The organism is Pseudomonas sp. GZD-209, assembly GCF_049310485.1.
GTDB lineage: Bacteria > Pseudomonadota > Gammaproteobacteria > Pseudomonadales > Pseudomonadaceae > Aquipseudomonas > Aquipseudomonas sichuanensis.
The window spans coordinates 143,972-154,407 of the sequence record NZ_JBMOWQ010000003.1; the positions used below are offsets into that span (position 1 = coordinate 143,972).

General features: G+C 60.5%; 19 protein-coding genes. 2 read left to right on the forward strand and 17 right to left on the reverse strand.

Annotated elements, in window-relative coordinates; translation table 11 throughout:
* Positions 1-14 precede the first annotated feature (14 nt).
* From ACO6VM_RS00965 to ACO6VM_RS01015, 11 genes are all read right to left on the reverse strand, one after another.
* A complete protein-coding gene (locus ACO6VM_RS00965) occupies positions 15-308 on the reverse strand; it encodes a hypothetical protein (protein ID WP_422402593.1) in 294 nt (97 codons plus the stop codon).
* Entirely contained in the window at positions 305-697 is a 393-nt protein-coding gene (locus ACO6VM_RS00970) for a DUF2591 domain-containing protein (protein WP_422402594.1), read from the reverse strand. The genes ACO6VM_RS00965 and ACO6VM_RS00970 overlap by 4 nt, the downstream gene beginning before the upstream one ends.
* Positions 694-1,065, reverse strand: coding sequence for a hypothetical protein (locus ACO6VM_RS00975; protein ID WP_422402595.1), 372 nt, complete (start codon positions 1,063-1,065; stop codon positions 694-696). Before ACO6VM_RS00975 ends, ACO6VM_RS00970 begins: the two co-directional genes overlap by 4 nt.
* Complete coding sequence (locus ACO6VM_RS00980) at positions 1,062-1,370, reverse strand: hypothetical protein (RefSeq protein ID WP_422402596.1); 309 nt, start codon at positions 1,368-1,370, stop codon at positions 1,062-1,064. Before ACO6VM_RS00980 ends, ACO6VM_RS00975 begins: the two co-directional genes overlap by 4 nt.
* On the reverse strand, positions 1,367-1,555 hold the full coding sequence (locus ACO6VM_RS00985; RefSeq protein ID WP_422402597.1) for a hypothetical protein: 189 nt from the start codon (positions 1,553-1,555) through the stop codon (positions 1,367-1,369). Before ACO6VM_RS00985 ends, ACO6VM_RS00980 begins: the two co-directional genes overlap by 4 nt.
* A gap of 77 nt (positions 1,556-1,632) precedes the next feature.
* On the reverse strand, positions 1,633-2,358 hold the full coding sequence (locus ACO6VM_RS00990) for a hypothetical protein (protein WP_422402598.1): 726 nt from the start codon (positions 2,356-2,358) through the stop codon (positions 1,633-1,635).
* 5 nt (positions 2,359-2,363) lie between these two features.
* The gene (locus ACO6VM_RS00995; RefSeq protein WP_422402599.1) at positions 2,364-2,621 is read right to left on the reverse strand and encodes a hypothetical protein; all 258 of its coding nucleotides are present in this window, start codon (positions 2,619-2,621) and stop codon (positions 2,364-2,366) included.
* 249 nt (positions 2,622-2,870) lie between these two features.
* A complete protein-coding gene (locus ACO6VM_RS01000) occupies positions 2,871-3,740 on the reverse strand; it encodes a hypothetical protein (protein WP_422402600.1) in 870 nt (289 codons plus the stop codon).
* Positions 3,741-3,799: 59 nt separating this feature from the next.
* A complete protein-coding gene (locus tag ACO6VM_RS01005; RefSeq protein ID WP_422402601.1) occupies positions 3,800-4,150 on the reverse strand; it encodes a hypothetical protein in 351 nt (116 codons plus the stop codon).
* Positions 4,151-4,263: 113 nt separating this feature from the next.
* A complete protein-coding gene (locus ACO6VM_RS01010) occupies positions 4,264-4,827 on the reverse strand; it encodes a DUF1003 domain-containing protein (RefSeq protein WP_258704322.1) in 564 nt (187 codons plus the stop codon).
* A 71-nt stretch (positions 4,828-4,898) separates the two neighbouring features.
* Complete coding sequence (locus ACO6VM_RS01015; RefSeq protein ID WP_422402602.1) at positions 4,899-5,348, reverse strand: hypothetical protein; 450 nt, start codon at positions 5,346-5,348, stop codon at positions 4,899-4,901.
* A 149-nt stretch (positions 5,349-5,497) separates the two neighbouring features.
* Between ACO6VM_RS01015 and ACO6VM_RS01020 the strand changes: the two genes are divergently transcribed.
* Complete coding sequence (locus tag ACO6VM_RS01020) at positions 5,498-5,896, forward strand: hypothetical protein (RefSeq protein ID WP_422402603.1); 399 nt, start codon at positions 5,498-5,500, stop codon at positions 5,894-5,896.
* Between the two features lie 180 nt (positions 5,897-6,076).
* Here ACO6VM_RS01020 and yejK read toward each other — a convergent pair whose 3' ends face one another.
* Entirely contained in the window at positions 6,077-7,084 is a 1,008-nt protein-coding gene (yejK, locus tag ACO6VM_RS01025) for a nucleoid-associated protein YejK (protein ID WP_422402604.1), read from the reverse strand.
* A gap of 98 nt (positions 7,085-7,182) precedes the next feature.
* Between yejK and ACO6VM_RS01030 the strand changes: the two genes are divergently transcribed.
* Positions 7,183-7,458 carry a hypothetical protein gene (locus ACO6VM_RS01030; RefSeq protein WP_422402605.1) on the forward strand — a complete coding sequence of 92 codons (276 nt, stop codon included), beginning with the start codon at positions 7,183-7,185 and terminating at the stop codon, positions 7,456-7,458.
* On the opposite strand, the gene ACO6VM_RS01035 is transcribed toward ACO6VM_RS01030, so the two are convergent.
* From ACO6VM_RS01035 to ACO6VM_RS01055, 5 genes are all read right to left on the reverse strand, one after another.
* On the reverse strand, positions 7,439-7,951 hold the full coding sequence (locus tag ACO6VM_RS01035; RefSeq protein ID WP_422402659.1) for a hypothetical protein: 513 nt from the start codon (positions 7,949-7,951) through the stop codon (positions 7,439-7,441). The genes ACO6VM_RS01030 and ACO6VM_RS01035 overlap by 20 nt on opposite strands.
* A gap of 87 nt (positions 7,952-8,038) precedes the next feature.
* A complete protein-coding gene (locus ACO6VM_RS01040; RefSeq protein WP_422402606.1) occupies positions 8,039-8,584 on the reverse strand; it encodes a hypothetical protein in 546 nt (181 codons plus the stop codon).
* Positions 8,581-8,850, reverse strand: a complete 270-nt coding sequence (locus tag ACO6VM_RS01045) for a hypothetical protein (protein WP_422402607.1) — start codon at positions 8,848-8,850, stop codon at positions 8,581-8,583. The genes ACO6VM_RS01040 and ACO6VM_RS01045 overlap by 4 nt, the downstream gene beginning before the upstream one ends.
* 22 nt (positions 8,851-8,872) lie before the next feature.
* Positions 8,873-9,256 carry a response regulator transcription factor gene (locus tag ACO6VM_RS01050; protein ID WP_422402608.1) on the reverse strand — a complete coding sequence of 128 codons (384 nt, stop codon included), beginning with the start codon at positions 9,254-9,256 and terminating at the stop codon, positions 8,873-8,875.
* A gap of 3 nt (positions 9,257-9,259) precedes the next feature.
* Positions 9,260-10,108, reverse strand: coding sequence for a ParB/RepB/Spo0J family partition protein (locus tag ACO6VM_RS01055; protein ID WP_422402609.1), 849 nt, complete (start codon positions 10,106-10,108; stop codon positions 9,260-9,262).
* Positions 10,109-10,436: the final 328 nt, after the last annotated feature.

Below are 10,436 nucleotides of genomic sequence, written 5' to 3' on the forward strand. Positions count from 1 at the left end.
GTAGGCGAGGGCGATCATGGCTGCGCCTCCTTCCGTGCTGCGATCACGGCGTCTGTGCGCCTATCTAGGTCGTGGCCGTTGATCACGATGTTGTCGGGCACCAAGCCGGCGAACAGGCCGCCGTTTTGGATTGTGTCGACGTCGGCCTGGCGCAGAACGAGGTACCGCTCGGCGTCTTTGCGCAGCGCCTCATTCTCGGCGAAGAGAGCGAGAACGCCTTCGGCCAAGAACCGGTGCTGTTCGTCGCAGCAAAATCGCCGGTCATTCATCACTCGCGCTGCCAGCGCTTTCAAGGTGTCCCGGTTCATGGCATCAGCTCCTTCGGCACCTGGACGGTATCGCCGAGCTTGGCTGCGATGATGGCGCGACAAGCGGCAGGAAGGACCCTGCCGCCATGAACCACGTCCTTGTCGTCCTTGGTAATCCATGCTGCCCAGCAGTCATTGTCGTGCTGCGGGCAGTGGATGCTCACGTTGTTTGCTTCCATTAGCGGTCCGCCCAAAGCCCAGTCAGACCATGGGTTGTAGCGCTCGGAGCGCTCAGTCACAGATCCCTGGTACCGGGCGAACACCCGCCATGGCACGCCGTTGTAGCCCGGCGGTTCGAGGTACAGGTCCAGCCCTTCGGCCTTGCCGACTGCCCACCCCAGCGCTTCGCCGGATAGGTCTGCCGTCTTCACATCGATCAGGTCGGTCATGGCGCCACCTGCTTGCGGTAGCCTGCGTCGTAGAGCAGCCCAAGACCCTCGAAGGCGGTCTGCACCTCTGGCTTCCAGTAGGTGGACCACATCTCCTCAATGGCCGCAGCCCTTTCATCCGCCGCAATCTGCTCAGGTGTGCGGCATGGCGTGAAGTCCACCTTGTCCGTCCGTGTCGTGATGAACGAGAGCGATTCGGAGCCGTCGCTACGCAGCTCCATCAGCCATTCGTGATCGGCCTTGCGGGCAACAACCTTGACGCGTCGAGTGTCGAGATTGTCGAAACCCCAGAGCGTGTTGTGCGGGGTCACCATGCATTCGGTGCCAGGCGGAGGCAGCCCTTCGCCATTCCACTGAGCTTCATTCACAGCGAATACCTCTCTTCATTCCATGGCGCAGGCGAACCTGCAGGTGTTGGTCCGTTCTGCTGTTCGTGCGGGGAGAGCTGGCGCTCGTTGCCGGCCTGCAGCTGGCTGTCGGGGATGCAGCTGATGCCTCTCCCATACCAGCTACTTGCGACCCAGCATGTAACCTCGCGGCGATCGTCGTGAATGACAGTCACGCCATCGCCAAAGCTCATGTCTTCACGCTCAACCCGGCGTATTTCTGCATCGGGAGTTGCAGCGCTGGCGCCGGTGGCCAGCAGCAGGAGGCAGAGGGCGAGGCGGGTCATTCCTTCACCTCGATGGCAACGTCGTCATGAATCCACTCGATGTCGAGCAGGTCGTCTTCGGTGATCTGGTCTTCACGGGTGTCGCTCATGCTCACCAGATCCTGCACTTCATCGTCAGGTACGTTTTCCATGACCTTGTGGAAGTTCACGACCGCTTTCCCGGTCAGGATGATTGTTTTGCCCACGACAGATCCTTGGCCGCTCGCTCGCGGCAGTGAATAGAGGGGAGAGGGGTTACAGCTGGGTGGAGTACAAATGTTCTCTACAGCGCAAGTTCGGTCTGTGGCCCTCGCTGCCAGATCGGCGCGCTGGTGTGCGTCTCAATGCGATCTGCAATCACGCTGGCGCGCTGGCCAGCGGAAGGCGGGGTGTACATGCCGAATCGGCTGACGCTGCCACCGTTCACTGCGGCGTTGGTGCTGTCGGCTGATGACAGGGGCAAATACTGGAAAATGGCTGGGTCAAGCATGCGCAGGCCGTGCAGGCGGCACGCTGGCCTGCCTTGGTCGTCGCATATGGCATCCATTGCGGCGCCCATGCGTTTCCACCAGGCTGCGGTTCCGGGCGACCGCCACTGGCCGGAACTGCCGAGGGCGACAGTTCGCCAGGTCATGGTCAGGCGCTGCAGGCGCTCGATCGACTCGTGCATGTGCCAGACCGGCACGCCCGCAAGATGGGAGGGCCACTGTTCGAGCAGGCGGTCGTTGGCGTCCTCGTCCCCATCGATCACGTCAGGGATCAATGCCCAGTCGAAGCCCGGGTGGCGGTGCCAGTCGTCCGTCCAACGGGTGTAGCCATCAACATCGACTTGGCCGCCTTTCTTCCACACGGTGAACGCGCCATTGTCGAAGACGAACGATTGGCAGCTCTCGGCGACGATGCCCATGTCGTCCTGCCGCGGGAACGGCACCAGGGCATGCCGGCCCGCGAGCAAGCGCGCCGCATCCTGTCGCGTGCCACCGATGGGCGTGCCGTGGTAATGGATCATCCGCTCTACCTCACCGATTCGATCTCGACGCCCTGGTGCACCGCCTTGATCACCAAGTCACCGCCGAAGCGCTCAGCTAGTTCGTCGGCGATCTGCTCCTGATAGCCTTCCTTGATGAGCGCGGTGGCAGTCTTGATGTGCTCGACGCGGATCATCGCTTGGCTTCGAATCTCCAGGCTGTACACGATGACCTCGCCGTCGCCTGGGCAAGTCGCGGTGAACGTGTGCCGGTACGTGTTGCTGGATCGGTTTTCTGTGGGCATGGGGATACCTCGCGGTCATCACGACCGAAGTGGCTGTCAATGGGGTAGGTGGCGAAAGAAAGTTTCGTGCTGTAGCTGAGCTCGCTACAGGTTTCACCCCGCGCGGCGCGGCAGGTCGTGACGCCATCATCGGGGCACCACATCATCAAGGTGCACCGATATGAAACGACTTGCCGATTTGCTGAATCTTGTTGCTGCTTTCCTACGCGTTCTCTACTGGCTAATGCGGATCGGCCTGTTGTGATCGACTCAGTCACCGCACATGCAGTCGATGAGGTCTTCGGCTTCGGCGAATTCGAACTCCATTGGCATCTGGCGACCGAGCTGATCTGCCATCCAGGCCAGGGCCTTGTAGTTGGGCCGGTCGCGCCGGAACACTTGGCCGGTGCGCTCTTCCGCCTCTATCCACCAGCGGGATGCGTCTGGGTTCTCGACGATGGCCCGGATGATCTTCTCGGGTGATTTCAGAAAGCACAGGTCGCAGTTGCCCAGGTCGGAGTCGATGCCAAGGTCGAACAGTTGGCGGGCCCAGAAGCTGTTCACGTCCTGCTTCAGCACGCCGGCGTGGAACATGGGCGTCACGTTCTCCCACCGGTTACCGCCTTTCTCATTCGCCGCCATCATGCGGTGGTATCGCCGCGGCTCGTCTGCGCGGATACCGATGATTGCGTCCCAGGAATCCAGGCCCACCACATCGCGCATGTACCAGGTGCTGGCCTTGATCTTCATCCGGTCCGTGCACATCCGGTTGACCGGGTTCGGTAGAATAGGCGGCTCGCCCTTTTCTTCGCGCCGGTAGTCGGCGTAGTACTGCAGCATCAGGTCGAAAGGCTCGCCGTTTCGGCTTGCTGTCTCGTGAGTGACCACTTTCCAGCTCAGGCCCTGGCCGTAAACACCGTCGAATTCCAGCCAAGTGATCGGCACGCTCCAGTGGCGCTGGCACTCGCGGATGAAGTCGAGCGTTTCATCGCGCTCCTTGCCGGTGTTCTGGAACGTGACGTGCACGCCATCGGGAAGCTGGCCGCCGTGCGCTTCGAGGATGTGGTACAGCATGTACCCGGAGCTGCGGCCGCCACTGAAACCGATCTGCGCCGGCCCAGTGATCTGGTAGGGGTTCATGGGCAATCTCCATGTTGCAGGCGCCGCCAGCGTGGCAGCGAGATGGGGTGTGGCTGCAATCAGTCGAACAGGTGCTCGCGCTGTCCCGTTGTCTGGTAGTGCAGGTCTTGAATGATCTGCTGCTGGTCGATAGTGAACAGCGGGTGGCAGGTGGTGCAGTGACCAGCGATCTTGATGGCCTGGGACGACAGCGAGATCGGTGGGTAGTCGCGAAGGCAAGACGGACATTGAACTGCGTGAACGCCGCAGCAACTGATGGCGGTGTCCTCGTCGTCATGTATGGATTTGCACGTCGGACACTCATAGAGCTCATAGATATCCGGCTGACAGCATTCCCGCGCGCCGTCTTCGTCGTCGTGGATTTCGTCGCAGGAGCTGCACTTGTAGAGCGTCCTGATCTGAATCTTCATGAGTCCTCCAGGCAGGCGCCGCCCTCGCCGGGGGGCGTGATTCGTTGAATAGGGAAGTGTGTTGAGGAGCGCTGGGGAGATAATTCTTTTGAAAGTGATGGGAGATGGGATTTCTAGTTGTTCTGCGTAGGCGCTTTCTCTGCTGAAGTAAGCAAGTGCGAGTGGATCTGTGAAGTTAGGACTTCGATTCTTTCACTCATTTGCTTTGTTACTTCCGTAAGAAGTGTATTTTGCTCTAACAGTTGCAGAAGCTGCTTGCTGTGCATCTCAGCGTCCCGCTGCCGTCGTTGATTGGCCATGGCAATTGCCTCTCGATGTCGCGCGTCTGCTTCGGAGGTTGCTTTGTCACGGTCGGCTTGGCGGGTTTGAGCCAGAAGAATTAGAGGGGCCGCGTATGCTGCCTGCAGACTGAACGCTAGATTCAGTAGAATGAAAGGGTAGGGATCGAACGCTGACAGCCCCGATAGACTGATACCTATCCAAATCAGTACTACTAGTGATTGAGACCCCAGAAACAACGGCGTGCCAAAGAAGCGGGCGAAAGCTTCGGCCCTGCGAGCAAATGCATCGTTACCAAACGGGTGGTGCATATGTTCATGGGCACGGTGAAACCTGAGATGGTCGACGTTTTCAGGAGCTTCATGTGGGTTAGGCTGCTCAGAGATTAACGGGTCCATCTGCGGGCTCCGTGGTTGCTAGTCGTGTCAAGTCTAGACCAGCCCGCCAGCACTCCCAGCAGGCGTACCTGTTAGCGAGCATGCGTTATCGTAACGCAGTAGGCTCTGGCCGCAGCGCGCACCCTAAAGGTCAACATGGCAGTAGCGTCGTCGTTGAAGCACTCGGCCAGCTCTTGATAGGCCCGGTACTTGGCCTGGCTGCGAGTGGCTGCCCACACGCGCTGCACATAGTGGCGCGCATCGCCCAGCATGTACTTCACGTCATCCCAGTCATACATGCTGTTGGTGAGCACTTCCCACTGCTTGAGCGGAAGCGTCTCGGCCATCTCGCCGTACTGCATCTCCCAGGTGGGGTGATAGTTGCGGATGCGTTTCTTCGGATCGCTGTCGAGGATGACGCCGATGTACTGGCCACGGTCGGCCATGATCACACCTGGCTCACCGTTGGCAATCACGCGGCGCCCGATCTCGGCCGGGACGTCGTAGACACGGCGAACGTAGTCGCAGTTGTAGTTGCTCATGGCTTTCTCCATGCATGCGCCGCCCTCCGTGGCCGGATGCGGCAAAGACTTCGTTGGGGATTTTGGTCTTAGAGTTTGTTGCCGAACATCAATAGATCCGTACCGCCACCTGCTATGGTCTACGCACACTCGTTGCAGGCAGTCAAACAATGAAAGCTCTAATAGCGGCGTGCCTGGTATGTCTATTGCTATCCGGCTGTGCCAGCGAAAATTCGCAGCTCTCTGCTGCACCCGTCCAGGCCAAGCCTCATTTGAAAATTCCGATGCGTGTAAAGGTTCAGCTTTCCGAGGCAGATAAAAACGCAGCCAGGGCTAAGGCGCTAACTGGCTTAGAAGGCGAAGGGTGGGAGTTTTTCCCGCTATACGGAACGGCTGTTGACTCGAGCGGAAAAGACCTGGCCGTATGCGGCAAAGCTCAACGGCACAGTGCACAAGAGATTGCTTATTTTGCCTTTTACAATGGCGAGCTGATTTTGTGGGATCAGACAGAAACTCACGGTCTTAGTGTAGAGAACCAATTCCTTACGGTGATCTGTTCTCACGAGTGACCAACAGGGCATGCATCTACTTTCTGTCGCTCCTCAAGCGCCGCCCTCCGTGGCCGGATGCGGCATGGTGGCAATATGATTTCAAATTTGGTTAAATCACCGAGCCGGAGAGGGGCCCTCTCCCCTCGTAATCCGGCATAAGGCATCTGCTCAGCAGGTGCCTTTTTTGTTTGTGCTGGCTTATGCCGCGTTGCGCTTGAGCTGATTGATTAGCTGCGTCGGCAGGTTCTTGATGGTCAGGCTCGCGCTGTCCTGGTCGAACTCGACGCGCTTACCCAGCAGGTGGGCTTCGAAGCTGATCGACATGCCCTCGGCACGGCCAGTGAATCGGCGGTACTGGGTGAGGGTGCGCTTGTCGGGCGCAAAGCTCTCGGCGATCCCGTAGTCTCCGGCCTTGATGAAGTCGGCGAAGGTCGTCGGCCTCTCTTCGTCCAGCAGGGCAGAGAGCTCGGCCAGGCTGACCGGCGCCCCGATCTTGTCCTGCGCCTGGGCGTAGGCCACCAGGTCGCTGCTTTTCTCGCTGGCAGTGTCGTCGGCCAGATCCTGATCCTTCACGAAGTCAGCGAACGCTTTGAGCAGCGTCCGGGTTTCGCCCGGGGCGTCGACACCCTCCTGAGCGCCGATGAAGTCGCGGAAGTAGGCGGTAGCCTTGCGCCCGCCTTTAGGCTTGATGAACGACACGCACTGCCGCGACGCCGGGTTGTTCTTCCACTCGCTCAGGTTGATGCGGGCGGCGAAGTGCAGCGTGCGTGCGTCGAGCTGGTGAGATGGCGCGACAGTAAGGTCATGGGCAACGGCAACCGTCTCGACCTGCTGCAAGATGGCGATCGTCAGGTAGTCGGTCATACCCTGGGTATAGAGGGCGAACAGGACGTGCCCGCCGACCGACAGGTTCGACTCTTCCATCAGCTTGGTCAGGTGCTCGGCCGCGGTGCGGGTGAAGTCGATGAACGCCATATCGTCGGTCATGGCCTTGGCCAGCCAGCCACTTAACGGATAGGCGCCGGACTCGGGATGGAAGAAGCCCCAGCCCTTGCCGGTCTTGGCGTTATAGGTGTCGTTCACATCGTTCAGCAGGTTCTGGATGGCGCCGCTGTCGGGCAGGTCCGAGCTGGCCAGGTGCAGAACCGCCGGGCTGCCGTCCGGCTTCTTGTCGATGAAGTGCATCACTGCGTGGCGAATGGGCATGGGTGATCCTCCGTGGCCGGCGAGCGGCATGGTGGCAATTTGGTTTGGGATGGGGTATTACGGATGGTCAAATTTGTCCATTTATAGGAATAGATCTGATGTCAGATTTGCAACTCGCAACCGACAGACCTAAATCGGTCAACTGGGAATACAACGGCACGGAAATGTCCTTGCGCTTCCGTTACCGAGGGCAGGAGAAGGTTCCGCATTCTGTGATCGTGGTGCTTGTAGGCGACGAGTCAGGCAAGGCAAAGCTCTTTGAGCTGACTTCCTCCACTTACGATGCGGCGGTGTCGCAAGGTAAGGATCTTGGTCAGATCTGGGCCGACATGGGCTTCCCCGGTGAAGGCGAGTTCAAGCAAGTAGCGGAGTGATCACCTCATCGCCCGGATCCTGCTGAATAATCAGCATGCTCTTCCGGTCGAAGGCGAGGCCCAGGCGTGGCGATATGCTGATCTTGTGTCGCGGCGGGGTGAGAAACTTCGCCGCGTGCAGCCTGCCCAGGGCGTGAATGCCGTGGATCAGCGCCTCGATGATCTGGCTGGCCGAGGCGTCTGCCCAGCCGCATATAGCCCGCAGGTGCTGGCCGGTTCGCTTCCTGGCTGAAAGCCTCAGCGGCTCCGTCCGCGCCACAGTTCGGTGACCCTCGATTTCGTGGCGCGCGATCCGGAACAAGGCGTGATGTCCGAGCGCTTCGACGTGATGAATCATCAGCGTCATCGCCTCGCCCTGTTCCTCGATCCCGGCCCACTCCATCAGCTCAAGCAGGGCCTGCTTAGTCCCTGGTCGAACCTTCAAGCGCAGGTCTTCTTCCTGCAGGCGCTCGGCCTTCTCCCGACGACGTCGGTCTCGTTCCGCTTGATCCATCGCCACGGCTAAATCCTCCCAAGCCGCTGGGCGGCAGATTGATGTGTTGCTGACGCCGGCCGTGCCGGACGCGTGCGGTGATGCGGTTCATGCTTTTCGTTGTGCTCGTTTTTCGGCAGTGGTCGGGAAGTCGATGCTGAACTCGCGAAGAATCCGTCCGAGCTGCTTGTAAGAGATGCTCAAGTGCCGGACCACGTCGACACGCCTCATGCCGACATTGCGGAAGGCGATGATCTGCTCGGCCTTGGCTCTGTCCGCCGCGGGATCGCTGAGCTTCTTGCCCAGGTTGCCCTTGCCGCGTCGCGGATCGGGCTGGAATTTGAACTGGCCGGCGAAGGCGTACCGCACGAGGCATGCCTGTGACAGGCCGGTGTGGGTCATTGCCTCGGCATAGGTCATGCGCCTGGCCAGCTCGCGAACCTGCTCGATGTCCTGCAGCCTTTTTTCCGACCTCTTGTTCACCGGCGGCGCTTTCACGCGCCCCGGCTCAAGATCGCGGTGTACGCGCCGCGGAACGTACTTGCTGGCTGGCAGGCACTGCACTTGGCCGCCATCGAGGAAGAAGCTATCGATGCTCGCATTGAGCTGGGCCAGCACGGCGGCACGCTGGTCTTGGTGCGTGGCAGCGTTCATTGCAGGGCCCTCTGCTTGCTCGTCGCCCCGACCTCCATCGCGTCCACGAACCGCATCGCAGCCTGATGACTGAAGCAGAAGCCCTTGGTCAGCCCGGTGGCGATCTCGATGACGTGCCAGGCCTTGCCTTTGGCTACAGCCTGGAATCGCGGGCCAGGCGGCGGAGCAGGGCGCCCGATCTTCTCGTAGAACTCAGCGGTTGCCATGAGGGTGCGGCTACGCATGTCGGCCAGGCCGCTCACGCGCTCTTGTAGGCGAGGGTGCATGGGGTGTTCCTCTGGTCGGGAATCAGGCGTGGTATTCGAAGGCCTCGGCCTTGCGAACGATGCGGACTTGGGCGGTGCGCCGCTCGGGTGCCCGGCGGTCGCGGCGAAGCGGGTCGCTGTCGTCGATCACCGCATGCATGGCGATCAGGCCGGCGAGGGCGATGCACAGCGGGCTGATGATCTGTTGGCGCATGGCCTTGGTGACGGCCTCGACGCGCCTGGCCGCCTTCAGCTTGAAGAGCGCGGCCTCGATGCGGTTGGCCGCGGTGCCGGCGCTAACAGCCATCTGGCGGCCGATTTCCTTTGTGGTGAGGCCTTGGGCCACCCACAGCAGTGCTTCAAGCTCACGGGGAGCCAGCGCCTTGCCGAGCTGGCCAATCCATGAGCCGCAGGTGATCGTGTCCATGACTTATCTCGGTGTTGCACCGTCCAGGGCTTTGCGCAGCTCAAGGACAAGCGCGGTAGGGATGGTGAGGTATCTGCTGTCCTCGTCGATGGCATCGAGCGATGCAATCAAATTGCGTGAGGCGGTGTGCACCGCTTCGAGTCGGGGCTTCGGGATCGCCGGACCCTTCATCGTGCCCGCCGTCACCTTCTTCTTGCCGATGGCCTGGGCCTTCTCCAGCTCAGCGCCCAGCACCTTGCCTGCGCCGTCGCCGTGCTCGCGGACCACCTGGGCGGCTGTCGTGGCTGACACGTGGCCAGCTGCAACCAAGTTCTGCACATCGGTGTTCGCGTTGCCAACCGTGAGCACCTGCTCGACGTGCTGTCGGGTCCTGCCAACCTTCTTTGCGATTTGCTCGGGGAACCACCCGAAAGCCCGCAAGCGCTTGTAACCCTCGGCCAGTTCAAGAGGGGAGAGCTTTTCGTTCTCCTGGCTGGAGATGATCCGTGCCACGCGGTCGGCATCGCTGCCTTCGAATGCCACAACGGGTATCCAGGCTTCGAGGATGTCCGGGTTTTCCTTGTTGGGCGTGCGTGGCAGGCGACCTGCGTTGTCGAGCTTGAGCATGGACCGGCGACGACGGTGGCCGTCAACTACCCACACGCCGCCTTCAGCTCGCGGGCGAACTTCAAGGGCCGGGATCTGGCCGCCATTGGCGATGAATTCGGCTAAGGCGTCGATGCTCGCTTCGAGAGCTTCGCCCTCGGTGCGCAGGTTGAAGCCGGGCTCTTCGTGAAGATCCTCCAGCTTCACCTTCATGGCGTCTGCGCGGCGCACATCGCCATCCTTGATCATTTGCTTGAATGACTTCATCGCAATTCACTTCCGTTGGGGGCTGCATTGGAGAGCCGATCCCGCCTGTCTCCCTGAACACGCTTGTGTAGGGTCGGGAAGGCTCTCCGATGCAGCCTGGTGCTGGGGAAGACCAGGAGATCGGGCAGTTAACGTCAAGCTGACGTGGCACCCGGATGTTTATCCGAAATGGTCTCGCGCTATGTGCTGACTGGAGAGCCGTTCTTTTCGTCTTCGCTCATCCAGCAGGTCGAGTAGCGGCTCAATCAGCCAATAGAGGCCTGTGCAAAGCAGTCGTCTCATATCGTCTCTCCGGTTGATTTCCCGTCTGGCCCTGTCGCCAAGGCCA

Excerpts from the sequence above, each read along its gene's own strand:
- ACO6VM_RS00965 (WP_422402593.1), bottom strand. The coding sequence starts at position 308 with ATGAACCGGGACACCTTGAAAGCGCTGGCAGCGCGAGTGATGAATGAC.
- ACO6VM_RS00970 (WP_422402594.1), bottom strand. The coding sequence starts at position 697 with ATGACCGACCTGATCGATGTGAAGACGGCAGACCTATCCGGCGAAGCG.
- ACO6VM_RS00980 (WP_422402596.1), bottom strand. The coding sequence starts at position 1,370 with ATGACCCGCCTCGCCCTCTGCCTCCTGCTGCTGGCCACCGGCGCCAGC.
- ACO6VM_RS00990 (WP_422402598.1), bottom strand. The coding sequence starts at position 2,358 with ATGATCCATTACCACGGCACGCCCATCGGTGGCACGCGACAGGATGCG.
- ACO6VM_RS00995 (WP_422402599.1), bottom strand. The coding sequence starts at position 2,621 with ATGCCCACAGAAAACCGATCCAGCAACACGTACCGGCACACGTTCACC.
- ACO6VM_RS01000 (WP_422402600.1), bottom strand. The coding sequence starts at position 3,740 with ATGAACCCCTACCAGATCACTGGGCCGGCGCAGATCGGTTTCAGTGGC.
- ACO6VM_RS01005 (WP_422402601.1), bottom strand. The coding sequence starts at position 4,150 with ATGAAGATTCAGATCAGGACGCTCTACAAGTGCAGCTCCTGCGACGAA.
- ACO6VM_RS01010 (WP_258704322.1), bottom strand. The coding sequence starts at position 4,827 with ATGGACCCGTTAATCTCTGAGCAGCCTAACCCACATGAAGCTCCTGAA.
- ACO6VM_RS01015 (WP_422402602.1), bottom strand. The coding sequence starts at position 5,348 with ATGAGCAACTACAACTGCGACTACGTTCGCCGTGTCTACGACGTCCCG.
- ACO6VM_RS01020 (WP_422402603.1), top strand. The coding sequence starts at position 5,498 with ATGAAAGCTCTAATAGCGGCGTGCCTGGTATGTCTATTGCTATCCGGC.
- yejK (WP_422402604.1), bottom strand. The coding sequence starts at position 7,084 with ATGCCCATTCGCCACGCAGTGATGCACTTCATCGACAAGAAGCCGGAC.
- ACO6VM_RS01030 (WP_422402605.1), top strand. The coding sequence starts at position 7,183 with ATGTCAGATTTGCAACTCGCAACCGACAGACCTAAATCGGTCAACTGG.
- ACO6VM_RS01035 (WP_422402659.1), bottom strand. The coding sequence starts at position 7,951 with ATGGATCAAGCGGAACGAGACCGACGTCGTCGGGAGAAGGCCGAGCGC.
- ACO6VM_RS01040 (WP_422402606.1), bottom strand. The coding sequence starts at position 8,584 with ATGAACGCTGCCACGCACCAAGACCAGCGTGCCGCCGTGCTGGCCCAG.
- ACO6VM_RS01045 (WP_422402607.1), bottom strand. The coding sequence starts at position 8,850 with ATGCACCCTCGCCTACAAGAGCGCGTGAGCGGCCTGGCCGACATGCGT.
- ACO6VM_RS01050 (WP_422402608.1), bottom strand. The coding sequence starts at position 9,256 with ATGGACACGATCACCTGCGGCTCATGGATTGGCCAGCTCGGCAAGGCG.
- ACO6VM_RS01055 (WP_422402609.1), bottom strand. The coding sequence starts at position 10,108 with ATGAAGTCATTCAAGCAAATGATCAAGGATGGCGATGTGCGCCGCGCA.